Annotated in this window: 23 protein-coding genes and 1 other RNA gene; 18 read left to right on the top strand and 6 right to left on the bottom strand. The window is 71.5% G+C overall.

Annotated features, from left to right (window positions below):
* Nucleotides 1-52: 52 nt before the first annotated feature.
* On the bottom strand, nt 53-1,075 hold the full coding sequence (locus ACK4TT_RS00645) for a hypothetical protein (RefSeq protein WP_410212112.1): 1,023 nt from the start codon (nt 1,073-1,075) through the stop codon (nt 53-55).
* A 333-nt stretch (nt 1,076-1,408) separates the two neighbouring features.
* Here ACK4TT_RS00645 and ilvN point away from each other — a divergent pair, with 333 nt between their 5' ends.
* Complete coding sequence (ilvN, locus tag ACK4TT_RS00650; RefSeq protein ID WP_409635720.1) at nt 1,409-1,957, top strand: acetolactate synthase small subunit; 549 nt, start codon at nt 1,409-1,411, stop codon at nt 1,955-1,957.
* A 65-nt stretch (nt 1,958-2,022) separates the two neighbouring features.
* Nucleotides 2,023-2,952, top strand: coding sequence for a hypothetical protein (locus tag ACK4TT_RS00655; protein WP_410212113.1), 930 nt, complete (start codon nt 2,023-2,025; stop codon nt 2,950-2,952).
* Here the strand turns inward: ACK4TT_RS00655 and ACK4TT_RS00660 are convergent.
* Complete coding sequence (locus tag ACK4TT_RS00660) at nt 2,927-3,490, bottom strand: inner membrane-spanning protein YciB (RefSeq protein ID WP_409635714.1); 564 nt, start codon at nt 3,488-3,490, stop codon at nt 2,927-2,929. The two genes, ACK4TT_RS00655 and ACK4TT_RS00660, sit on opposite strands and share 26 nt — an antisense overlap.
* Nucleotides 3,491-3,618: 128 nt before the next feature.
* Here ACK4TT_RS00660 and ssrA point away from each other — a divergent pair.
* The 13 genes from ssrA (at nt 3,619) to ACK4TT_RS00725 (ending at nt 16,796) form a co-directional block, all read left to right on the top strand.
* Nucleotides 3,619-3,982, top strand: a transfer-messenger RNA (tmRNA) gene (gene ssrA, locus ACK4TT_RS00665).
* Between the two features lie 141 nt (nt 3,983-4,123).
* A complete protein-coding gene (locus tag ACK4TT_RS00670) occupies nt 4,124-4,609 on the top strand; it encodes an SspB family protein (protein WP_409635711.1) in 486 nt (161 codons plus the stop codon).
* A gap of 7 nt (nt 4,610-4,616) precedes the next feature.
* On the top strand, nt 4,617-5,087 hold the full coding sequence (locus ACK4TT_RS00675) for a PaaI family thioesterase (RefSeq protein ID WP_409635708.1): 471 nt from the start codon (nt 4,617-4,619) through the stop codon (nt 5,085-5,087).
* A gap of 1 nt (nt 5,088) precedes the next feature.
* Nucleotides 5,089-5,844 carry a C13 family peptidase gene (locus ACK4TT_RS00680; protein WP_409635705.1) on the top strand — a complete coding sequence of 252 codons (756 nt, stop codon included), beginning with the start codon at nt 5,089-5,091 and terminating at the stop codon, nt 5,842-5,844.
* Between the two features lie 93 nt (nt 5,845-5,937).
* Nucleotides 5,938-8,148: a serine hydrolase domain-containing protein gene (locus tag ACK4TT_RS00685; protein ID WP_410212114.1), complete on the top strand. Its 2,211-nt coding sequence runs from the start codon at nt 5,938-5,940 to the stop codon at nt 8,146-8,148.
* A gap of 103 nt (nt 8,149-8,251) precedes the next feature.
* Complete coding sequence (gene fliF / locus ACK4TT_RS00690) at nt 8,252-9,901, top strand: flagellar basal-body MS-ring/collar protein FliF (protein WP_409635700.1); 1,650 nt, start codon at nt 8,252-8,254, stop codon at nt 9,899-9,901.
* Entirely contained in the window at nt 9,898-10,926 is a 1,029-nt protein-coding gene (gene fliG, locus ACK4TT_RS00695; RefSeq protein WP_409635696.1) for a flagellar motor switch protein FliG, read from the top strand. The genes fliF and fliG overlap by 4 nt, the downstream gene beginning before the upstream one ends.
* Nucleotides 10,926-11,573 carry a flagellar assembly protein FliH gene (locus ACK4TT_RS00700; RefSeq protein WP_410212115.1) on the top strand — a complete coding sequence of 216 codons (648 nt, stop codon included), beginning with the start codon at nt 10,926-10,928 and terminating at the stop codon, nt 11,571-11,573. Before fliG ends, ACK4TT_RS00700 begins: the two co-directional genes overlap by 1 nt.
* Before the next feature lie 4 nt (nt 11,574-11,577).
* The gene (fliN, locus tag ACK4TT_RS00705) at nt 11,578-11,913 is read left to right on the top strand and encodes a flagellar motor switch protein FliN (protein WP_409635690.1); all 336 of its coding nucleotides are present in this window, start codon (nt 11,578-11,580) and stop codon (nt 11,911-11,913) included.
* A gap of 29 nt (nt 11,914-11,942) precedes the next feature.
* Nucleotides 11,943-13,310: a sigma-54-dependent transcriptional regulator gene (locus tag ACK4TT_RS00710; protein WP_409635687.1), complete on the top strand. Its 1,368-nt coding sequence runs from the start codon at nt 11,943-11,945 to the stop codon at nt 13,308-13,310.
* Nucleotides 13,307-14,170 (top strand): class A beta-lactamase, encoded by an 864-nt coding sequence (gene bla / locus ACK4TT_RS00715; RefSeq protein WP_409635684.1) that lies wholly within the window; start codon nt 13,307-13,309, stop codon nt 14,168-14,170. The genes ACK4TT_RS00710 and bla overlap by 4 nt, the downstream gene beginning before the upstream one ends.
* Nucleotides 14,170-16,263 (top strand): flagellar biosynthesis protein FlhA, encoded by a 2,094-nt coding sequence (gene flhA, locus ACK4TT_RS00720; protein WP_410212116.1) that lies wholly within the window; start codon nt 14,170-14,172, stop codon nt 16,261-16,263. The genes bla and flhA overlap by 1 nt, the downstream gene beginning before the upstream one ends.
* A gap of 170 nt (nt 16,264-16,433) precedes the next feature.
* Nucleotides 16,434-16,796: a DUF4282 domain-containing protein gene (locus tag ACK4TT_RS00725; RefSeq protein WP_410212117.1), complete on the top strand. Its 363-nt coding sequence runs from the start codon at nt 16,434-16,436 to the stop codon at nt 16,794-16,796.
* A gap of 84 nt (nt 16,797-16,880) precedes the next feature.
* On the opposite strand, the gene ACK4TT_RS00730 is transcribed toward ACK4TT_RS00725, so the two are convergent.
* The 4 genes from ACK4TT_RS00730 to ACK4TT_RS00745 all read right to left on the bottom strand — a co-directional run bounded on the left by ACK4TT_RS00730 (nt 16,881) and on the right by ACK4TT_RS00745 (nt 19,485).
* Nucleotides 16,881-17,285 carry a flagellar export protein FliJ gene (locus ACK4TT_RS00730; protein ID WP_409635675.1) on the bottom strand — a complete coding sequence of 135 codons (405 nt, stop codon included), beginning with the start codon at nt 17,283-17,285 and terminating at the stop codon, nt 16,881-16,883.
* On the bottom strand, nt 17,282-18,637 hold the full coding sequence (fliI, locus tag ACK4TT_RS00735; RefSeq protein ID WP_409635672.1) for a flagellar protein export ATPase FliI: 1,356 nt from the start codon (nt 18,635-18,637) through the stop codon (nt 17,282-17,284). Before fliI ends, ACK4TT_RS00730 begins: the two co-directional genes overlap by 4 nt.
* Before the next feature lie 78 nt (nt 18,638-18,715).
* Nucleotides 18,716-19,096, bottom strand: coding sequence for a hypothetical protein (locus ACK4TT_RS00740; protein WP_409635669.1), 381 nt, complete (start codon nt 19,094-19,096; stop codon nt 18,716-18,718).
* Nucleotides 19,097-19,155: 59 nt separating this feature from the next.
* On the bottom strand, nt 19,156-19,485 hold the full coding sequence (locus tag ACK4TT_RS00745; protein WP_409635666.1) for a hypothetical protein: 330 nt from the start codon (nt 19,483-19,485) through the stop codon (nt 19,156-19,158).
* Between the two features lie 284 nt (nt 19,486-19,769).
* Between ACK4TT_RS00745 and ctrA the strand changes: the two genes are divergently transcribed.
* The 3 genes from ctrA to arsC all read left to right on the top strand — a co-directional run bounded on the left by ctrA (nt 19,770) and on the right by arsC (nt 23,336).
* Complete coding sequence (gene ctrA, locus ACK4TT_RS00750; protein ID WP_409635663.1) at nt 19,770-20,465, top strand: response regulator transcription factor CtrA; 696 nt, start codon at nt 19,770-19,772, stop codon at nt 20,463-20,465.
* 109 nt (nt 20,466-20,574) lie between these two features.
* Entirely contained in the window at nt 20,575-22,989 is a 2,415-nt protein-coding gene (locus ACK4TT_RS00755) for a M20/M25/M40 family metallo-hydrolase (protein WP_410212118.1), read from the top strand.
* Nucleotides 22,986-23,336, top strand: a complete 351-nt coding sequence (gene arsC, locus ACK4TT_RS00760) for an arsenate reductase (glutaredoxin) (protein WP_409635657.1) — start codon at nt 22,986-22,988, stop codon at nt 23,334-23,336. The genes ACK4TT_RS00755 and arsC overlap by 4 nt, the downstream gene beginning before the upstream one ends.
* Nucleotides 23,337-23,378: the final 42 nt, after the last annotated feature.

Consider the following 23,378-nt stretch of genomic DNA (forward strand, 5'->3'; position numbering starts at 1 on the left):
ACGCCAGACGGAGCCCGCTCTCGGCGATTTGACCGGGAGGCGCCGGCAAGCATCACCCCTCGCCGAACGCCTCGGCCACCTCGGCCTCCACCGGCCAGAACCGGTAGCCGCGGCCGACGTCCTCGCGCAGCAGCCGGTCGAGCTGCCAGCCGCTGCGGCCCACGTGGACGCCCATGAGCGCGAGATCGGCCATGATCTCGTCGCGCAGGGGTTCGGGGACCGGCCGGTTGCCGGCCAGCCGGGCCTCCTCCAGGCGCCAGCCGAAGACGTGGTCGCGGGCGACCTCGACCACGGCCCCCGGCGGACCGGCCCACTCGTAGAAGGCCGACCAGCCGGAGGCCGCGTGGGGCATGCGGTCGGCCAGGCAGTTGCGGTAGCGCCGGGCCGCGTCGCGCAGCGCCGCCTTGGTGGCGAGCGGGCGCAGCCGCGCGGTCCCCGGATGCGGCGGCGCGCCGGGCTCGGGCGTCAGGTCGTCCCGCACGGCCGCGAACAGCGCCCGCACGGAGCCGGCCTTGGCCCAGCGGCCGGCCGCCTCCTCGGCGGCGCCCGCGCCGTCGCGGAAGCGCAGGGCCTCATGGGCCTCGCACAGGACGGCCAGGCCCTCGGGCGTCAGCTCGCGGGCCAGCCGCACGGCGTCCTCCATGGGAGCCGGCAGGCCCGCCAGCCGCCGGACCAGCCCGACGTCGACGGCCTCGGCATGGCGCAGGACCTTGGCCGGCGCGGGCCGGGCCAGCAGGGTCAGCAGCAGGCGGTAGGCCTCGGCGTCCCAGGCGATCTCGCCCAGCCGGCCCAGCACCCGCTCCAGCCCGGCCGGCGGCGTCCCGACCACGGCGGGGACCGCATGGCGCAGGCGCGCCCCCATGATCGCCGCGGCGAGCGCCTGCACGTCCGCGCCGACCGCGAAGCCCAGGCAGACGAGGTGGCGGCGCTGGGCCGACGCGGTGAGGAAGCCGCCGTGGGGCTCGGGCCAGAGCACGGCCACGCGCCCGGCGAACTCGCCGGCCACGAGCTTCAGCAGGGAGGTCGGCGCGCTCCCCGCCTTGGCCTGGGCGGAACCCTGGATTGAAATGAACATCTGGAAGCTCCCGGAGGTCTCTTGCGGACCTCCTCCGGGGAGCGTCCGCGTCAGGCGTGTGTTCGGAGGATCGCGCCCGGACCCGAGCCGGCGCGCACGTCAGCGTCCGCCACTCCGGCCCAGGGGCGGGAGCAGGTTTCGCTGATCAGAAGGTTGCGCGTCGTCATTCGGTGACTCACGTTGGGTGAGGGCCGTGATGTGTCACGATCCGGCGAAACCGCGCAAGCCGGGGTCGAGCGGCGGGATGCTTTGGTTAAGCCGCTGTGGCAAGGCGGCAACGGCGGTTGCGGCGAGGCCCGTCCTGTGACACCTCCTCGCCCGAGGAGCCCGCCCATGTCCGACACCCAGCCCGCGTCCGTCTACGACCTCGCCCACGAGGAGGTCCCTGAGAGCTCGGCCACCTTCGCCGTGCTGGTGGACAACGAGCCGGGCGTGCTGCACCGGGTGGTCGGCCTGTTCGCCGCGCGCGGCTACAACATCGAGAGCCTGACGGTCGCCGAGACCGACCGCAACGCCCACACCAGCCGCATCACCATCGTCACCCGGGGCACGCCCCAGGTGCTGGCCCAGATCGAGGCCCAGCTCCAGAAGATGGTCTCCACCCGCCACGTCCAGGACGTGACCAAGGACCCCAACGGCCTAGAGCGCGAGCTGGCCCTGGTGAAGGTGAAGGGGACCGGGACCGACCGCGTCGAGGCCCTGCGGGTCTCGGACATCTTCCGCGCCAAGGTGATCGACACCACCCACGAGAGCTTCGTCTTCGAGGTGACCGGCGCCCCGGCCAAGATCGACAAGTTCGTGGACCTGATGCGGCCCCTGGGCCTGGTCGAGGTCTCGCGCACCGGCGTGCTCTCCATCTCGCGCGGCGTCGACGTCTTCTAGGACCTTCAAGGGAACGGCGCGGGACGCTAGTTTCTTGGATCGGGGGGCCTTGCAGGAGGCTCCGCTTGCCCGCGATCCGCCACGCCGTCCTGGTCGTCCTGACGCTGGCCCTCGCCACGCCCGCCGAGGCGCAGTTCTTCCGCCGCCGGGTCATCGAGATCGGCCCGCCCAAGGGGACGCCGCCCTACGAGGCCGAGGTCTGGCCCTTCCCGCCGCCCGACCCGAAGAGCTGGTGGGAGGAGAAGTGGCCCAAGCCCGACGAGGCGGCCGACCCGTTCGGCGGCCGGCGCGTGCGGCGGGGCGAACGGCTGCCCGAACTGTCCAACGGCGTCGACGCCTCGACCTACCGCCTGTGGGGCCTGATGCCGTTGCAGTGGCAACTCCTGCGCGGCGACGAGATGATCCTGGAGGTGTGGACCAGGCCCACCGGCAGCGTGCGCCAGACGGTCACCCGCGTCTCGGTGCGGGGCGACGGCAGGGCCTTCGTCCAGGGCCGCGCCGGCCTGGCCTGCTGCGAGGCCGGCATCGCGCGCAGGCTGGGCTTCGACCGGGAGCTTCCCGCCGGCTCGGCCGAGCGCTTCGAGGCCCTGCGCGGCCACTGGCTCTGGAAGTCGCCCCGGGACGTCCGGGTGGCCGAGCGCGGCGCGGCCGAGACGGTGTGCGTCGAGGGGACGGCCTACGACCTCACCCTGGTCACCCGCGAGGGCGCCCGCACCGTCCGCCGGGCCTGCGACGCCGCCGAGGTCGGCGAGGCCGCCGACGTGCTGGAGGCGGTGCTGGGCGCGGCCATCGGCCAGGACCCGCGCTTCGACATCGTGTTCCGCGGCAACGCCGACTTCGGGGCCGCGCGCGAGGCCTACCGCGAACTGGTCGAGAGCGGCGGCCGGCTGCGCGCGGACCCGCAGAGCCGCTTCGCCCCGCCGGGGTCGGAGCCCCTGCCCGGCCCAGAGTCGGAGACGGGGCCGGAGACTACGCCGCCCGCGCCGCCGCCATGACCCTGGGCTTCACCACCGCGCGGACGGTCAGGTACTGGACGGCGAACAGCGTCAGCTTCGAGCCGATGGGGAAGACCGCGCTGTAGATCGGCCAGGCCTCGCTGAACCGGACGGCGATCACGAGATTGGCCGCGCCGGTGAACGCCATCAGGCCCGCCCAGACGTAGCCGAAGCCGATCATCAGCCCCTCGCCGTGGCCGGCCGCGATCGGCGGCATGTAGCGCAGCATCCAGCCGCGCTTCAGCATCACCGCGGCGATCACCAGATAGACCAGCGTCGGCTTGGCCATCAGGAAGCGGACATCGTGGGTGAAGAGGCTGGCCCCGCCGAACACAAGCACGAGGCCGAGGCTCGCCCACTGCAGCGGGGCGACCGTGCGCCGCAGCGCAAGCCACAGGCCCATGTGGCCGATCCCGAAGGCGATGGCGACGAGCGTCGCGGCCTTCGGGTCCACATGCAGGACGAGCAGCAGGGCGAAGAAGAGGCTCGAGGCCAGGTCATTGGCCAGCGGGCGGGCGGCGTAGGCCAGGTTGCGCATGGGAAAAACTCCAGGAAAATCCGATCCCTGGAAGCCTAGCGGGCGGTGCGGAAACCGCTCAGGCCGCTCACGAACGCATCGCGGCGATCCGCGAAGATTCGTCCGCCGTCCGCGCTTCGCGAACGGCGGACCTTCAAATCCGGCCCGCGCCGTCCTATATTCACGGCGTCGGGTTCGCCCGACTATGGGGATAAACGCGCGCGTAATAAGCGGACTGGACCCGGGTGCGATTCCCGGCGGCTCCACCAAGATCTTCCCCCGGGTTATCGCCGGGAAAGTGCGGGGCCGATCAGCATCGACAGACGTCTAAAGGCGTTGCTTTCTCCCGGCCTGACCCACCGTTCCGGGTCTTAAACTAAATGCGAACGATAACTTCGCTGAGGAAGTTCGCCTGGCCGCGTAATGCGGTCCGGTAGACATCCGACCTAAGCCCTAGGGGTTCAGATCCTTAGGCGGGGCCCGGGAGGAGCCTGGCAACAGAATCCTCCCACCTATCCGGCGCCTAGCGACAGAAGCCCCTCACCTTCCCGTCCTGTTCTCCGCCCAAGGAGATTTGACCGCCCATTGCGGCGCTTCGCGCCTTGCGCGCGATGCGGCAGGCGCTAACTATCCGCCGTTGTCTCCGGAGTGCGCATGGCCCAGGAACCCCCGGCCCAGGACCTGATGAACTACGAATCGCTGGCGCAGGATGCGCTGCGGGGGGTGGTGAAGGCCGCGCTGAAGCGCGCCGCCGCGCCCGGCGGCCTGCCCGGGGCCCATCACTTCTACATCACGTTCAAGACCGACGCGGCCGGCGTCTCGGGGCCGTCCGACCTCCTGTCCAAGTACCCGGACGAGATGACCATCGTCCTCCAGCACCAGTACTGGGACCTGGCGCCGGGCGAGACGTTCTTCTCGGTGACCCTGCAGTTCGGCGGCCAGCCCAAGCGGCTGTCGATCCCCTACGCGGCGGTGACCCGCTTCTACGATCCCTCGGTGCAGTTCCTGCTGCAGTTCGAGCCGCCGCCGGCCGCCCCCGCCGAGGCGAAGGCCGCCCCCGAGAGCGAGCCCGAAGCCGCCCCGCCCCCCGCCGAGGGCGAGGCCAAGATCGTGTCCCTCGACCAGTTCCGGAAGAAGTGAGCCCTGGATGACCGACGTCGCGAGCCCCGAGCCCGAGGCCCTGACCGACGAGGCGATCCTCCAGCGGTTCCAGCGCTCCAAGAACCCGCCCACGGGCTCCCAGACGCTGGGCTTCCGGATGGTGGGGGTGAACCAGGCCGACCGCACGGTCGAGGTCGAGTTCGACGCCAAGGCCGAGCTGCTGCTCAACCCCATGCGCCAGATCCAGGGCGGCTACCTCTGCGCCATGCTGGACGAATGCATGAGCGTGGCCTGCATGGTCGCCTCGGGCATGACGGCGGTGGCCCCGACGCTCGAGATGAAGACCAGCTTCTTCCGGCCCGGCATGCCGGGGAAGATCCGCGGGATCGGCCGGGTGGCCAAGTGGGGGCGCCAGATCGCCTTCACCGAGGGCGAGCTCTACGACCCCGAGGGCCGGCTGCTGGCCAAGGCCACGGGCACGGCGCTGCCGACGCCCTTCGCCAACTACAAGAAGTGAGATGGGGAGCCCGGCCCGCCTGATCCTTGCGATCGCGGGCCTCTGGCTCACCCTGGTTTGCGCCCCGGCGCGCGCGGCCGACTTCTCCGACTGGAGCGCCGTCGTCGTCGCCGGCGACTGGCAGGGCTCGGGCGGCGGGCCCACCGAAGCCTTCGACAACGCCCGGCGCGACGTGGCCCAGGCCCTGACCCGCGTCGGCTTCCGGCCGGGCAACCTGCGGCAGTTCTCGACCCGCCCCGACCGGGACAAGGCCACGCGGCCGGCCAGGACGGACGTCGAGGCGATCTACCGAACCCTGGAGAACCTGACCGCCCAGGCCCAGGGCGGCTGCCTCTTCTATCTCACCAGCCATGGGTCGCCCGAGGGGGCGGTGGTGGCCGACCGCATCCTGCCGCCCCGCATCCTGCGCCTGATGCTGGACCAGACCTGTGGGCGGCGGCCCACGGTGGTGGTGATCTCGGCCTGCTTCTCGGGCGTGTTCGTCCAGCCGCTCTCGGCGCCCAACCGCATGGTGCTGACCGCCGCCCGGCCCGACCGGACCTCGTTCGGCTGCGGAGAGACCGACCGCTACCCCTATTTCGACGCCTGCGTGCTGAGCTCCATGCCCCAGGCCCGGGACTTCCGCGCGCTGGCGATCTCGACCCGCGACTGCGTGCGGCGCCGCGAGCTGGCCGAGAAGGTGAGCCCGCCCTCCGAACCGCAGCTATCGGTGGGCGCCGAGCTCCTGCCCATCCTGCCGCTCTACGGCTTCCCCTGACCGCCCGAACAAAGCGCACGGCCACGCTTTGAGGGACTCACCTTCGCCCCCTACAACCTTCGCGTGGACATAGCCGGAGGTGGGGAGCTCTCCATGCGTTCGGAGATCGCGGCCGTCGTGACGGCCCTGGCCGTTCTCTTCTCCGGCGCGCGCGCCTGGGGCCAGGAGGCCGAGCTCGCGCCGCCACCCGCCGCGCCCGAAGCCGCCCCGACCCGATCGGCGCCACCAGGCGTGAACCTGCCCGACGCGCCCGTGCCCTACACCCAGATTCGCCCCAAGCGCCCCGCGCCCAAAACCCGGGCCCTGGCGGCGATGGCGCCTGCCGCAACGACCGGCGAGGCCGCAGCGGGCCCCGGCGTGGCCGGCGCGCCGACCCTGGTTCCCGGCCTGCCGACGCTGGCCGCGGGCGCGCGGCTCGCCACCGGCCAGCCGATCCCCGAGCCCGAGCTGGAAGCCTTCGTCGACGGCTGGGTCCGCGACGCCATGGCCCGCGAGCACATCGCGGGCGCGGCGGTGTCCGTCGTCCAGGGCGGGCAGGTGGTGCTGAACAAGGGCTACGGGTTCGCCGGGCTCAACCCCCGCCGGCCCGTCGATCCCGACCGGACGCTCTTCCGCATCGGCTCGATCTCCAAGACCTTCACCTGGATCCTGCTGATGAACGAGGTGGAGAAGGGACGCATCCGGCTGGACCGGCCGATCAACGACTACCTGCCCGAAAAGGTGCGCATCCGGGCCCAGGGCTACCAGCGACCCGTGCTGGTGCGGAACCTGATGGACCACAGCCCGGGCTTCGACGATCCGGCGATGGGTCAGCTCTTCGAGCGCGATCCCGGCCGCATCCGTCCCCTCGACCTCTACCTGCGCCAGGAGCGGCCCAGGCGCGTGCGCGGCGCGGGCGTGGCCTCCAGCTACTCCAACTACGGCGCGGCGCTGGCGGGCTTCGCCGTCGCCACCCTCAACCGCAAGCCTTTCGAGCAGCTCGTCGAGGAGGAGATCACCCGGCCGCTGGGCATGGACCGAACCACCTTCCGCGAACCGCGGCCCGACCGCGCCGGCCTGCCCGCGCCCATGGCCGAGGCCCTGCGCCCGGACGCCGCCAGCGGCTACTGGTGGACCGGTCCGGGCTTCGCCGTGCGGCCCTACGAATACATCGGCCAGATCGCCCCGGCCGGCGCGGCGTCCTCCACCGCCGGGGACATGGCCCGCTACATGCTGATGCTGCTGGGGAACGGGACGTGGAACGGCGCCACGGTCTTCGGCCCCGGCGCCGCCCGGGCGTTCCGGACGCCGCTGCAGGCCACGCCGCCGGGGATCAACGGCTGGGCCCACGGCTTTATCGTCTACGACCTGCCGGACGGACGCCGGGGCTACGGCCACGACGGCGCGACCCTGTCCTTCCATTCCAGCATGGTCGTCATCCCCGAACTGGACCTGGGGATCTTCATCACCACCAACAGTGACGAGGGCCACAAGCTCACCCGCGGCTTCGCCGGCCACCTGGTGCGCCAGTTCTATGCGCCGCCCATGGCCTTCCCGCGCCCGGGCTCGGCCGAGCTGCTGACGCAGCGCGACGCCTTCGAAGGCTATTACCTGACCAGCCGGCGCGCGCACGGCGGCCTGGAAGGATTCGTCGGCCTGTTGATCGGCGGGACCCGGGTGGGCGTCACCCCCGAAGGCCGGCTGACAACGGTGGGCGGCGAAGGGATCAGGTCCTGGGTTCCGGAAGGTCCGCTCGCCGAGGGCCGCTTCGTCTCGGCCACCGGCGATGAGCGCCTGGCGTTCCAGATGCAGGACGGCCACGCCGCGAGCTTCCGGACCGCCTACAACACGGAGCGGGTCGAGCGTGCCCCGTTCTGGCGCGATCCGAACATCCTCCTGCTGACGGCGGGCCTGACAGCGTTGGCCGCCCTCGCCACACTCGTCGGCATCTTCTTCCGCAACCGCCGCGAGTTCCGCGAGAACCAGATCCAGGCGCGCGCGGCGATCGCCCAGAACATCCAGGCGGGCCTCTGGCTCGCCGCCCTGGGGCTTGCCGGGGCCTGGGGCGTTCGCGCGAGGGACGAGGCGGCGGTGTTCTTCGACTGGCCCGGCCCGCTGCTCATCACCGCCTCGACCTGCGGCCTCGTCGCCGCCGCCCTGACGGCAGTGACCGTAGCGGCCCTGCCGGCCATCTGGCAGGGCGGACGACGGGTGGACTCCTGGGGCGGCCTCAGGAAGATCGCCTTCACGATCACCGTCCTGATCTACGCCGCGTTCTCGGTGATCCTGGCCCTCTGGGGCGCGCTCGAGCCCTGGAGCGGGTGAGACCTTAAACTCCCCGTTTACCAACCACTGGGTAAATCCTGCCTAGCTGAAGGGCGGACTCTGCATGCCGCGCGCCCTTCGACCTGGGGGAAGGACGCCCGCGTTGAATCAGTTGCTCGCGGCTATCCAGCGATTCGGGATCGGCCGGCTGGCGGCCATCATCGGGATCGGCGCGGGGCTCGCCGCCGTGCTCTTCGCCATCAGCATGAACCTCGGCGAACCCAAGGCCCTGCTCTATTCCAACCTCGACCTGAAGGAAGCCGGCTCGATCACCCAGGCCCTCGACCAGGCGGGTATCAAGTACGACGTGAAGGGCGACGGCTCCACCATCCTGGTGCCACGCGACCAGGTGGCCTCCACCCGCCTGATGCTGTCGTCCAAGGGCCTGCCGACGGCGGGCTCGGTGGGCTACGAGATCTTCGACGAGGCCAACGCGCTGGGCCAGACCGACTTCGTCCAGCAGCTCAACCGCCAGCGCGCCCTGGAGGGCGAGCTGGCCCGCACCATCCGCGGCCTCGACGGCATCACCGCGGCCCGCGTCCACCTCGTGCTTCCCAAGCGCCAGCTTTTCGAGGAGGAGGCCGAGCAGCCTTCGGCGGCGGTGAACATCGGCGTCGGCGGCCGCGAGCCCACCGGGGACCAGGTGCGCGCCATCCAGAACCTGGTGGCCGGCGCCGTGCCCAACCTGAAGCCCGACCGCGTCACCGTCGTCGACCAGCACGCCAAGACGCTCTCCGGCGGCGACACGGGCATGGCCGCCGAGGCCGACGGCCGCAAGTCCGAGGTCGAGCAGCGCATCGCCAAGCAGGTGAAGAACCTGGTGGAAGGCATCGTCGGCGCCGGCAAGGCCCGGGTGAACGTGGCCGCCGAGCTGGAGTTGGCCCGCGTCACGCTCCAGCAGGAGACCTTCGATCCCGACGGTCAGGTGATCCGCTCGGAATCCACCACCGACGAGAACAGCCGCGAGAACCAGGAGGACGGGGCGACCCAGGCCTCGGCCGCGGCCAACATCCCGGGCGCGGCGGCCCTGGGCGGCGGCGGGGGCGCGGGCTCGCAGAGCGGCCGCCAGGAATCCACCACCAACTACGAGATCTCCAAGACCGTCCGCACCGAAGTGCAGGAGCCGGGGCAGGTGAAGCGCCTGTCGGTGGCCGTGGCCGTGGACGGCGTCACCGCCATGGGCGCCGACGGCAAGCCCGGCGCCTACACGCCCCGCTCGGCCGAGGAGATGCAGCGCATCGAGCAGCTGGTCCGCACGGCCGTGGGCTTCAACCAGGAGCGCGGCGACCAGGTCAGCGTGATCAACGTCCGCTTCCCGGCGCCGGAGACCTCCGGCGGCGTTGAGGCCGCCAATCCCCTGATGGGCTTCGACAAGAACGACATCATGCGCGCCGCCGAGATCGGCGTGATGGCCCTGGTGGGCGTCCTGATGCTGATCTTCGTGGCCCGGCCGCTCCTGAAGAGCGCCACCGGCGGCGCCGGCGGCGGCGTCCCCATGATGATCGCCGGCCAGCCGCAGGTGACCCATGTCGTCACCACGCCGGACGGCCAGCCCATGCAGATCGCCGTCGACGGCTCGGGCCAGCTCGCCCTGCCCGGCCCCGGCCAGAGCGAACTGGAAGCCAAGATCGACATCGCGCGCATCGAGGGCCAGGTGAAGGCCAGCTCGGTCAAGCGCGTCTCCGAGTTCGTCGAGAAGCACCCGGAGGAGTCGGTCTCCATCCTCCGTAGCTGGCTGCACGAAACGACATGAGCCGGGTGAAGGGCAAAAGCGTCGGCGACGCCGCCAAGCTGACCGGCCCCGAGAAGGCGGCCGTGGTCCTGCTCGCGCTGGGCGAGGAGCACGCCAGCGTGTGGCAGCAGCTCGACGAGGACGAGATCAAGGAAATCTCCCAGGCCATGGCCAGCCTGGGCACCGTGCACTCCTCGGTGGTCGAGGACCTGCTGGTGGAGTTCGTGTCGGGCATGTCGGCCACGGGCGCGATCATGGGCTCGTTCGAGCAGACCCAGCGCCTGCTGGCCTCGATCATGCCGGGCGACAAGGTGGACCAGCTCATGGAGGAGATCCGTGGGCCCGCCGGCCGGACCATGTGGGACAAGCTCGGCAACGTGAACGAGGCCGTGCTCGCCAACTATCTGAAGAACGAATACCCGCAGACCGTCGCGGTGGTGCTCTCCAAGATCAAATCCGAGCACGCCGCCCGCGTCCTGGCCGCCCTGCCCGAGGACTTCGCCCTGGAGTGCGTCATGCGCATGCTGCGCATGGAGCCGGTGCAGCGCGACATCCTGGACAAGATCGAGCAGACGCTGCGGACCGAGTTCATGTCGAACCTCGCGCGCACCTCCAAGCGCGACAGCCACGAGATGATGGCGGACATCTTCAACGCCTTCGACCGCCAGACGGAATCCCGCTTCCTGACCGCGCTTGAGGAGCGCAACCGCGAGGCGGCCGAGCGCATCCGCGCCCTGATGTTCGTCTTCGAGGACCTCTCCAAGCTCGATCCGGGCGGCGTCCAGACCCTGCTGCGCACGGTCGAGAAGGACCAGCTCGGCCTCGCCCTCAAGGGCGCCTCGGACAGCCTGCGCGAGATGTTCTTCTCCAACATGTCCGAGCGCGCGGCCAAGATCATGCGCGAGGACATGGAGACCATGGGCCCCGTGCGCCTGCGCGACGTCGACCAGGCGCAGATGGCCATCGTGCAGGTGGCCAAGGACCTCGCCAACAAGGGCGAGATCATGCTGGCCGGCGCCAGCGGCGATGATGAGCTCGTCTACTGATGTCGCAGGCGCCCGAGAAATTCACCTTCGACACGGAGTTCGACGCCGGCGGCGGCGTGGCCTTCCAGGCGCCGCGTCCCAAGCGGCTGTTCCCGGCCGAGGAAGTGGAACAGATCCGGCAGGCGGCCTTCGCCGAGGGCCAGGCCCAGGCCATGGCCACGATCGCCGCCCAGCAGGCGCAGGCGCTGCAGGCGGTCGCGGCGGCCTGCGGCCAGGCGCTGCCCCGGCTGGCGGAAGTCGCCCACGAGCACCGGGTCGGGTCAGCGGGGCTGGCGCTGGCCTGCGCCCGGGCGATCGCGGACGCCGCGCTGGAGCGCTTCCCCCAGGCCCCGTTGCAGGCCGCCCTGACGGCGCTCGCCCGCGAGATCGAGGCCCAGCCGCGCCTGGTGGTCAGCGCCGAGCCGGCGCTGGCCGGGGGTCTCCAGGCAGTGCTGGACGAGACGGCCCGGTCCCTCGGCTTCGAGGGCGCCATCGTGGTCAAGCCCGAAGGCGCCTTCGGCCCCAACGCCTTCACCCTCGACTTCGGCGACGGCGCGGCCAGCTTCGACCCGGCCGCGGCGGCCGAGCGCGTGACCCGGGCCCTGGAGGCGGCGCTGGCCGCCGAGGGCCTGCACGCCGAACCCCTCATCCCCGGCAGCGAAAGCTAGATCCATGGCGGACGACGACCTGAAGCTCGACGAATTCGGACCCGAGGAAGGCGCCCTGCCCGAAACCACGGCCGATGAGGACAAGACGGCCACGGACCTCGCGCCGGTCTTCGACGTGCCGGTGAGCATCTCGGCGGTGCTGGGACGCTCGACCCTGTCGGTGGCCCAGCTCCTCCAGCTCGGCCAGGGCAGCGTGCTGGAGCTCGACCGCAAGGTCGGCGAGGCGATCGACATCTACGTGAACAACCGCCTGGTGGCCCGCGGCGAGGTCGTCATCGTCGACGAGCGCCTGGGCGTGACCATGACGGAAATCATCAAGGGCGATGACGCCGCGGCCTGACGGGCCCGGCGTTGCGAAGGAGTATCCCGATGCGGCTTCTGGTCGTCGGAAAACTGAGCGGTCAGCTCTCCACCGCCGTGAAGATGGCGATGGGCGCGGGCGCCAAGGTCAGCCACGTGGAGACCATCGCCGCGGCCACCCACGCCCTGCGCGCCGGCCAGGGCGCCGACCTCCTCATGGTGGACTATGAGCTCGACATCGCCGAGCTGATCGCGGCCAACGAGGCCGAGCGGATCCGGGTGCCGGTCGTCGCCTGCGGCGTGGGCGCCGACCCCAAGCGCGCCTCCGACGCCATCCGCGCCGGCGCCAAGGAGTTCATCCCCCTGCCGCCCGAGGCCGAGCTGATCGCCGCCGTGCTGTCGGCGGTGTCGGACGACAACCGGCCGATGGTCGTCCGCGACCCGATCATGGAGCAGGTCATCCAACTCGCCGACCAGGTGGCGCCGTCGGACGCCTCGATCCTGATCACCGGCGAGAGCGGCGCGGGCAAGGAGGTCATCGCCCGCTACGTCCACCAGAAGTCCCGCCGCGCCAGCCGGCCGTTCATCTCTGTCAACTGCGCGGCCATCCCCGAGAACCTCCTGGAGAGCGAACTGTTCGGCCACGAGAAGGGCGCTTTCACCGGCGCCGTGGCCCGCCGCGTCGGCAAGTTCGAGGAGGCCAACGGCGGCACCCTGCTGCTCGACGAAATCTCGGAGATGGACGCCCGGCTTCAGGCGAAGCTGCTTCGCGCGCTCCAGGAACGCGAGATCGACCGCGTCGGCGGGACCAAGCCCGTGAAGGTGGACATCCGCATCCTGGCCACCTCGAACCGCGACCTCGCCCAGGCCGTGAAGGACGGGGTGTTCCGCGAGGACCTGCTCTACCGCCTGAACGTCGTGAACCTGCGCCTGCCGCCGCTGCGCGACCGGCCGGGCGACGTGGTGGCGCTGGCCGAGCATTTCGTGAAGAAATACGCCGCCGCCAATGGCATGCCCGAGAAGCCGCTGTCGGCCGAGGCCAAGCGCAGGCTGGCCGCCCACCGCTGGCCCGGCAACGTGCGCGAGCTGGAGAACGCCATCCACCGCGCCGTCCTGCTGGCGGTCGGCCCCGAGATCGACGAGCACGCCATCCGCCTGCCCGACGGCCAGCCGCTCGCGCCGGCCGATCCGCACGCCCGCGCCGCCCAGGCCGCCTCGCTGGCCGCCGAGACGGCGACCCGCGGCTTCGTGGGCCAGACCGTGGCCGAGATGGAGCAGCAGCTCATCCTCGACACGCTGCAGCACTGCCTGGGCAACCGCACGCACGCGGCCACCATCCTGGGCATCTCGATCCGCACCCTGCGCAACAAGCTGAAGGAATATTCCGAGGCGGGCGTGGCCGTGCCGGCGCCGCAGACGGGCGCGAGCGCGGCGTGAGCCGCGGCGGCGTCCTCCACCTGCCCCGGCGGGCCGTCCTGGCGGGCGGCGCGGCCGTCGTGCTGGGCGCCGCCGCGCCCCTGCCCGACTTCCAGGCCCTGGAGCGCCGGCTCGAAGGCGGACGGCTGGGCGTCCACGCCACGAACGGCAAGGCGAACCTCTCCTACCGGGCCGGCGAGCGCTTCCCGATGTGCTCGACCTTCAAGACCCTGCTGGCGGCGCGCGTGCTCGTCCGGGTCGATGCGGGCGAGGAGCAGCTCGACCGCGCGATCGCCTACGGCCCAGCGGACATGCTCCCGCACGCCCCGGTCACCGCCGCGCACCTCGCCGAGGGACGCCTGAGCGTCGAGGCGCTGTGCGAGGCCATCGTCCAGGTGAGCGACAATCCGGCCGCCAACCTGCTGCTTAAGACGGTCGGCGGGCCGGCGGGCCTGACGGCCTGGCTGCGGGCCATCGGCGACGACGTCACCCGCCTCGACCGCTGGGAGACCGAACTCAACAGCTCCATCCCCGGCGATCCGCGCGACACCACCACGCCCGCCGCCATGACCCGCGTCTGCGCGAAGCTGCTGCAGGGCGACGTCCTGAAGCCGGCGTCCCGGGAACGGCTCTCGGTGTGGCTCGAAGGGACCTCCACGGGCCTGAAGCGCCTGCGCGCGAACCTCCCGGCCGGTTGGCGGGCCGGGGACAAGACGGGGACGGGCGACAACGGCTCCGCCAACGACGTGGCGGTCTTCTGGCCGCCCGGCGGCGGCCTGATCCTGGCGGCCGGCTACGTCACGGCGACCAAGGTTCCCCTGGCGGTGCGTGAAGAGGTCCTGGCCGAGGTCGGCCGGCTGGTGCGCGAGGGGCTCGCCTGATGGCCGACACGGGGTTCTCCGGCCGCGTCTCCGCGGCGCCGTCGCCCAAGGAGGTGTGGGGCTGGCTCGCGCGCGGCGAGGTGGGCCTGGCGCTCGGCATCGTCGGCATCATCGTCCTGCTGATCCTGCCCGTGCCGGCGCTGCTGCTGGACGCGCTGCTCGCGGTGTCGATCGCCTCGGCCGTCCTGATCCTGATGACGGCGCTGCTGATCAAGAAGCCGCTGGAGTTCACGTCCTTCCCCACCGTGCTGCTGGTGGCGACGCTCTACCGGCTGGGCCTCAACATCGCCTCGACCCGGCTGATCCTGGGCCACGGCCACGAGGGCGCCCACGGCGCGGGCCACGTCATCGAGACGTTCGGCAAGCTGATGATGGGGGGCAATTACGTCATCGGCGTGATCGTGTTCGCCATCCTTGTGCTGGTGAACTTCGTGGTCATCACCAAGGGCTCGGGCCGCATCGCCGAGGTGTCGGCGCGCTTCACCCTGGACTCCATGCCCGGCAAGCAGATGGCCATCGACGCCGACCTGTCGGCCGGCCTGATCGAGCAGGACGAGGCCAAGAGGCGCCGCAAGGAGCTGGAGCAGGAGAGCACCTTCTTCGGGGCCATGGACGGCGCCTCGAAGTTCGTCCGCGGCGACGCCGTGGCGGGCCTGGTGATCGTGGCGATCAACGTGATCGGCGGCATCCTGATCGGGGTGATCCAGCACAAGGTCCCGCTGGCCCAGGCGGCCTCCAGCTACACCCTGATGACCATCGGCGACGGCCTGGTGAGCCAGATCCCGGCGCTGGTCATCTCGATCGCCGCGGGCCTGCTGGTCTCGAAGGCGGGCGTGGAGGGCGCGGCCGACAAGGCCCTGGTCGCTCAGCTCGCCATGAACCCGATCAGCCTGGGCATGGTCTCGGCGGCGGCCGGCGTCATCGCGTTCATCCCGGGCATGCCGATCATCCCCTTCGCCCTGATCTCGATGGGCGCGGGCGCGCTGGCCTGGCGGCGGTCGCAGAAGGCCGCCGAGCCGGAGGTTGTCGAGGTGGCGCCGGCGGCTCCCGCCGAGGAGGAGGAGCCGATCTCGAGCACGCTCGCCATCGACGAGATCAAGATCGAGCTGGGCTATGGCCTGCTGGGGCTGATCAACGACCTCGACGGGCGCCGCCTCACCGACCAGATCAAGGCGCTGCGCAAGACCCTGGCCGCCGACTTCGGCTTCGTGATGCCCAGCGTGCGCATCCTGGACAACATGCGCCTGCCCTCCCAGGGCTACTGCATCCGGATCAAGGAGATGGAGGCGGGTTCGGGCGAGGTGCGCCTGGGCCAGCTCATGGCCATGGACCCGCGCGGCGGCCAGGTGGAGTTGCCCGGCGAGCATGTGAAGGAGCCGGCCTTCGGCCTGCCGGCCACCTGGATCGACGACGGCCTGCGCGAGGAGGCCACCTTCCGCGGCTACACCATCGTCGACCCGGCCACGGTGCTGACCACCCACCTGACCGAGATCCTCAAGGAGAACATGCCCGAGCTGCTCTCGTACGCCGAGGTGCAGAAGCTGCTCGCCGACCTGCCCGCCCAGCAGAAGAAGCTGGTGGACGACCTGGTGCCCGGCGTCGTCAGCGTCACCACCATCCAGCGCGTGCTCCAGGCCCTGCTGCGCGAGCGCGTCTCGATCCGGGACCTGGGCGCCATCCTGGAAGGCGTGGGCGAGACCGCCCCGCACACCAGCTCCATCACCCTGCTCGTCGAACAGGTCCGCGCCCGGCTGGCCCGCCAGCTCTGCTACGCCCACCGGGGCGACGACGGGGCCCTTCCGATCGTCACCCTGTCGCCCGAGTGGGAGACCGCCTTCGCCGAGGCGCTGGTCGGCCAGGGCGAGGACAAGCAGCTCGCGCTCGCCCCCTCGCGCCTGCAGGACTTCATCCGCGGCGTCCGCGAAACCTTCGAGCGCGCGGCCCTGGCGGGCGACACGCCCGTCCTGCTGACCAGCCCCGGCATCCGGCCCTACGTCCGCTCGATCATCGAGCGCTTCCGCGGCCAGACCCCGGTGATGAGCCAGAGCGAGATCCACCCCCGGGCCCGCCTGCGGACGGTGGGAGCGATCTAGATCCGACCCGCCTCCGTCCGGCCCGGCCCTCTCCTCCCCCATCGGAGGAGGGGGACCATGCGCCAGCACGGTCCGACCTCTCGCCCGTTGCAGGCGGACGTTCCGGCTGGTAGCCGTTCGCTCCGGACAGGCCCCGTCGCAGGGGCGCCTCTTTGAGTCTCAGGTTTCGGATGCGGCGACCTCTCGAAAGACCCCACGGCCCGGGCGCGCAGTTCCTCTGGGACCTGCTGACCTTCGAGCGGCTGATGACCAACCAGGTGATCCACCTGGTCTACTGGGCGGGCATCGGCGTCATCGCCATCATGGCCTTCGGCGTGCTGGGCGCCACGGTGGGCGTGGCCGTCCGGGAGGGCAGCATCCTGGGCATCTTCCTAGCGCTGGCGGTGCTGGCCGTGGGCCTGCTGGGCGTGGCCGCCGCCGTGCTGCTGTGGCGCTCGTTCTGCGAGTTCTACGTGACGATCTTCAAGATCAGCGAGGACCTGGCGGTCCTGCGCCGCGACGTCGAAGAGGAACGCGCCCGCCAGGGGCGCTAGGTTCGATCGGGTTCATCGGAGGCTCCGCCGTCTCTCCTCCCCCATCGGGGGAAGAGAATGGGGCGTCACCGATGTGGACAAGGCCTAGCGGGCCTTCCGGAGGCCCAGCTCGTCCAGGGCGGCGCTCTCGCGGCGGCCGGCTTCCTTCAGCTCCAGCAGGCGCGCGGACTCGGCCACCTGCTCGTACTTCTTCTGGGCCTCGAACGCCTCGGTGAGGGCGTCGCGGGCGCCGGCCTCCTCGGCCAGCAGGGTCTCGATGTCGGCCTGGATGGCTGTCTTCTTCAGCCGCAGCCCCTCCAGATAGGCCGCGATGCTCAGCCCCGCCTGCGGATCGGTCGCCGCCCCGGCGATCTCGGCGTCGGCCTCCGCCAGTAGGCGGGCCAGCCGCTGCTGCGCGGCCATGCGGCGGTCCACCACCTCGGCCAGGCGCTTCTGCAGGGTCTCCACCTCATAGGAGGCGAGCTTGATGAGGGACTGCGACCAGCTCATGCGGCGACCTCGATCTGCTCAGGAACACCGCCCAGGATCATGGCCAGGCCGGCGAAGGACTCCTCCAGCCCGGTGGCGTCGTGCGGGTCCTGCGCCAGGAACGCCTCGAGGGCGGGATTGAGCGCGATGGCCCGGTCGATCAGCGGATCGGCGCCGGCGCGGTAGGCGCCGATGCGGATCAGCTCCTCCATGTTGGCGTAGGCCGACAGCGCCTGGCGGGCCTGTTTCACGACCTCGCGCTCGTGCGGCTGCTGGCAGCCCGGCATGGTCCGGCTGATCGACTTCAGCACGTTGATGGCCGGGAAGCGGCCGCGCTCGGCGATGACCCGCTCCATGACGATGTGGCCGTCCAGGATGCCGCGCACCGCGTCGGCGATGGGCTCGTTGTGGTCGTCGCCGTCCACCAGCACGGTGAAGAGGCCGGTGATCGGCCCCGCCCGCGTGCCGTCCGGGCGGATGGGCCCGGGGCCCGCCCGCTCCAGCAGCTTGGGCAGTTCGGTGAAGACGGTGGGGGTGTAGCCCTTGGTGGTCGGCGGCTCGCCGGCGGCCAGGCCGATCTCGCGCTGGGCCATGGCGAAGCGCGTGACGCTGTCCATCAGGCACAGGACCTCCAGGTCCTGGTCGCGCAGGAACTCGGCGATGGCCATGGTCATGTAGGCGGCCTGGCGACGCTTGAGCGCCGGCTCGTCCGAGGTGGCGACCACGACGATGGCGCGCTTCAGCCCCTCCTCGCCCAGGGTCTCCTCGATGAACTCGCGGACCTCGCGGCCCCGCTCGCCGATCAGGCCGACCACGACGGCGTCGCAGTCGGCGTTCTTGGCCAGCATCGAGAGCAGCACCGACTTGCCGACGCCGGAGCCGGCGAAGACGCCCAGGCGCTGGCCGCGGCAGCAGGTGGTGAAGACGTTCATGGCCCGCACGCCCAGGTCCAGGCGCTCGCCCACCCGGGCCCGCGCGTGGGCGGCCGGCGGCGGGGCGCGCAGGGGGTAGCTCGCCAGGCCCTGGGGCAGAGGCCCCTTGCCGTCGATGGGATGGCCGAAGGCGTCGACGATGCGGCCCAGCCAGGCGCGCGTGGGGCGCACGGCCGACCCTTGCGGTTCGATGCGGATCTCGGCCCCGGGCGCCACGCCCTCGACGGGTCCGAACGGCATCAGGAGGGCGCGGGTGTCGCGGAAGCCCACCACCTCGGCGGCCAGCGGGTCATGGCCGAAGCGGGCGATCTCGGCGCGCGCGCCGACGGCCAGGCGCGTCAGCCCGCCCCGGGCCTCGATCAGGAGGCCGTTCACGGCCGCGACGCGGCCGGACACCGTCAACGGATCGAGCCGCTCGATGGCGGCTGTCAGACTCTGCACGAACGCCCCCAAACCAGCCGCATCAAGATTCGGGTGTTCGGCGTTAAGCGGCGGTGAAGATCGCCGCCGCGGCGGGCGTCAGTTGCAACGGAAGGTGCACACGGCGCCGCGCGTGCAGGCGATGGAACCCTGCGACGCGAACATGCTGGACCAGTTCTGCGGAACCAGAGGCTGGCAGTTCGGCGCGTTGGCCTCCAGCGGCATCTCCGCGCCGGTGTTGTTGTTGAGGTAGACGCAGCGCGCCTTTCCGCCGCCAAGCTCGGCGCGGGCCAGGATGTAGAGCTGCTGCACCGGCGAGAAGATCGGCGGCACGCTCTCCGACGACATGGTGAGGGTCTGCGGGCACGATATGGGCAGTCCAAGGCCGGTCGCCCCCACCTTCGCGGGAGCCTGGGCCGCCGCCGAACCGGCCAGCCCCGCCGCGACGGCCATCAGGCCGACCATCAGAGAGCGTTGCATGTTCCCTCCCCCAAACAAGCCCGCCTTAGTTGCGCGGGGACGCAGGCCGGCGCAAGGCGTTAGTGCAGGCTCTCCTGCACGCCCTCGGTAGCGCCCGCCTCCCGCCGCCACGGCAGCCGCTGGCGCACCGTCTGGCCGCGCGCGGCGGCGCTCTCCAGCATGGGCCTGGCCGCCTCGGCGATCCGGCGACGGTTGCGCCAGGCCAGCACCCCGGCCACGCCCAGGGCCGCCGCGCCGATCAGCAGCACGGGGTTCTTGGGAACGTAGCGGGCGACGGGGCGCACCACGGGAATGATCGCGCCCATGCGCTTCAGCCGTTCGCGGCCGAGCAGGCTGGAGCGGCCGGTTTCGGACGGAATGTCGGGCGGGATCTCTGGGGTCGGCTGCATGGCGTCTCACCTTCGCTTCGAGGCCGAAAACCCGCGACCCCGTCGAGGCGTTCCCGCCCCCTGCTTCGGGCGGGCCGTCCAATCACAAAAGATTCAACGGACCCGTGAGTCGCACCCCTCACGAGGCCGCTTGAGTCGGATTCTCAAATCACGTTAACGATTCGGTCAGACGGGCTAGTTCTCATTAACCAGTCTTAAATTAACTCGCTGGCAAGGTGACGGCGAGGTGTGGGCGGATTCCGAAGAATTCGCTGGGGCTTGCGGGTAGTCGTTAGGAGAGGCGAATGCGCGTACTGTTGATCGAGGACGACAGCGCTACCGCGCAAAGCATCGAACTGATGCTGAAGTCCGAGGGCTTCAACGTCTATACCACCGACCTCGGTGAGGAAGGCGTCGATCTGGGCAAGATCTACGACTACGACCTGATCCTGCTGGACCTGAACCTGCCGGACATGAGCGGCATGGACGTGCTGCGCACGCTGCGGGTCGGCAAGATCAACACCCCGATCATGATCCTGTCGGGCACGGCCGAGATCGAGACGAAGGTGAAGACCTTCTCCGGCGGAGCCGACGACTACATGACCAAGCCCTTCCACAAGGACGAGCTGGTCGCCCGCATCCACGCCGTGGTCCGCCGCTCCAAGGGCCATGCGCAGTCGGTCATCAGGACCGGCGACATTACGGTCAACCTGGACGCCAAGACGGTCGAGGTGAACGGCATCCGCGTCCACCTGACCGGCAAGGAATACCAGATGCTGGAGCTCCTCTCGCTTCGGAAGGGCACGACCCTCACGAAGGAGATGTTCCTGAACCACCTCTACGGCGGCATGGACGAGCCCGAGCTGAAGATCATCGACGTCTTCATCTGCAAGCTGCGCAAGAAGCTGGCCGCCGCCGCCGACGGCAAACACCACATCGAGACGGTGTGGGGCCGCGGCTACGTCCTGCGCGATCCGCAGGAAGGCGTGATCGCCGCCTAGATCGTACAGTTCCGAGGAGAGTACGGACGCCCACCCTCGCCGGTGGGCGTTTTCGTTTTCGGCCGGGCCAAGCTAGCCTGACGGCAAAGCGGCTCGGGAGGGACGGTCCGTGAGCAGGTTGATGGCCTTGGTCCTGGCGCTGCTGGCCGGCGTCTGGATCGCTTGGTTCGGGGAACGGCTGCCCGACCCCGCGCCGCCGGACGCGCCGGCCAAGACCTTCTCGGCCGGCCGGGCCATGGCCGACGTCCGCGCCATCGCCGCCCGCCCGCATCCCATCGGCTCGCCCGAGAACGCCCGGGTGCGCGACCACCTCGTCGCCCGGATGCAGGCCCTGGGGCTCGAGACCACGGTGCGGCGCAGCTCCGGCGTCAACAGCCGCGAGATGCGCGGCGAGCTGGCCGTGGCGGGCGCCGCCGTGGAGAACCTCGTCGGCGTGCTGCCTGGGCGCGACCGGCGCCTGCCGGCCGTCGCCGTCATGGCCCACTACGACAGCGTGCCCGGCTCCCCCGGCGCGGCCGACGACGCCGCCGGAACCGCCGCGGCGCTGGAGATCGCGCGCGCGCTCAAGGCCCGGGGCGTCCCGGCCCGCGATGTCGTCTTCCTGATCACCGACGGCGAGGAGAGCGGCCTCCTGGGCGCCGAGGCCTTCTTCCACCGCGACCCGCTGGCCAGGCGGCTGGGCTTCGTCCTCAACATGGAGGCGCGCGGCGGCGGCGGGCGCGTGCAGATGTTCGAGACCGGCGCCGGCAACGGCCGGACCATCGACCTGTTCCGCCGCGCCGTCGACCGGCCCGCGGCCACCGCCCTCTCGACCTTCGTCTACCAGCAGATGCCGAACGGCACGGACTTCACCCTGCCCAAGGAGGCGGGCCTCCAGGGGCTGAACTTCGCCTTCATCGGCCGGCAGTTCGACTATCACTCGGTGACCTCCACCCCGGCCCACCTGGACCAGGGCTCGCTGCAGGAGATGGGCGACCAGGTGCTGGCCGCGACCGTGGCGGCGGCCTATGCCCCGTCGCTGCCCGCCAAGGCGCCCAACGCCGCCTACAGCCAGGTTCCGGGCGGACTGTTCGTGGCCTACCCGGCCTGGGCCGGCTGGATCGTCATCGCCGCCTCGGCCCTGCTGATCGGCCTCGGCGCCTGGCGCGCGCGGCGGCGCGGCGAGCTGCCGTGGATCGACGCGTGCCGGGGCGCGGGGGCACTCCTCTTCGCCCTTCTGGGCGGGGTGGCGGTGCTGAACCTCGCCCGCGCGGCGACGGGAGCCGGCGCCGGCTGGTTCGAACAGCGCTGGCTGCTGGCCCAGGCCCACCGCTGGGAAGCGGCCGTGCTGCTGCTGGCGCTGGGCTTCCTGCTGCTGGCGGCCGCTACGGCCTCGCGGGGCCGGCGGCTCGTGGCGGCGCTGCCGGCGCTGGCGGGCGTCGCCGCCTTCGCCCTGAACCGGACGGACATGATCGCCCTGGGGGCCGGGCTCGCGGCCGGCCTGATCGGCCTCTTCGCCTACTGGCGCCCGTCCACCCGCGCCGGCGCCTGGACCGGCGTGCTGGCGGTGGGGCTCGTCCTCGCCCTCGCTCTCCAGGTCGCGGCCCCGACCATCGCCTATGTGATCGCCTGGCCGCTGCTGGCGGCGGCGGTCGGCGCGGCAGCCACCGACATGGGCGCCCGGCCGGGCCTGCCGTCGCTGGGCGTCCTGGCGGTACTCGCCGCCCTCGTGACCGGCTTTGCGGGCGCCTACGCCCACGTGGCCTATCTGAGCCTCGACGTGATGCTGCTGCAGGCCCTGCCCATGGCCATGGCGGCGCTGGCGCTCTGGCCCCTGGCCCAGCCGGCGGAGGGCGCGCCGCCCGCTCGCCTGATCGGTCCTCTGCTGCTGGTCGCGGGCGCGGTCGTGACCCTGGTCGTGCGCCTCGATCCGCCCTGGAGCGCCCGCCATCCGGAACTGACCTACGTCGCCTACCATGTGGACCAGGGCGGCGGTCATGCCTGGCGCATCAGCCTGGCGCCCAACACCCCGCTCTGGACGCGCCAGGCGCTCACCGCCGACGGCGGGGCGATCGGCGAGATCGAGCACTGGCTGGCCCGCCAGCCGATCAAGGCCGCCGTGGCGCGGCCCGTCGAGGAGGCCCCGCCGCAGATCGAGCTGTTCGATCTGCCCGACGGCCGCCTCGTGCTGCGGGCGGTCCCGCCGCACGGCGCGCGAAGCCTGGCCCTGCGCCTGCGCCCCAGCGCGCCCGCCGCCATCGAGCGCCTGGCCGAGGTGGACAGGCGGCTGCCGCTGAAGCCCGGCCGCTGGACGCGCATCGAATGGGAAGCCGCGCCGGCCGGCGTCGAGATCGTGCTGAAGCCCGAGGCCCCGGGCGCCCTCGACGTGCGCTACGCCGCGACCCTGGAGCGCTGGCCGAAGGGCGCGACGCCCCTGCCCCCGCGGCCCAGGGACGTCATGGCCTTCGACAGCTCGGATTCCACCATCGTGACCGGTTCGCGCCGCTTCACTTGGAAGGCCGGGGCCGCTATCGGGGCGCCATGAGCGACGTCATCATCTATCACAACCCCGCCTGCGGCGCCTCGCGCAACACCCTGGCCCTGCTCCGCGAGAAGGGCGTCGAGCCCAAGGTCGTCGAGTACCTCAAGGAGGGCTGGACGAAGGACCAGCTCAAGGACCTGCTGAAGACCATGGGCGCCTCGGCCCACGACATCCTGCGGGTGCGCGGCACCAACGCCGAAGAGCTGGGCCTGACCGATCCCGCCGCCTCGGACGAGGCCCTGATCGCGGCGATGATCATCGAGCCGATCCTGGTGAATCGACCTATCGTGGTGACGCCCAAGGGCGCGGCGCTCTGCCGGCCCCCGGAGCTGGTCCTGGGACTCCTTTAGGGAGCGCGTGACAATTCGACCGGTGACGCCGCGGCGTCTTCC

Source organism: Phenylobacterium sp., assembly GCF_046463815.1.
Classification (GTDB): domain Bacteria; phylum Pseudomonadota; class Alphaproteobacteria; order Caulobacterales; family Caulobacteraceae; genus Phenylobacterium.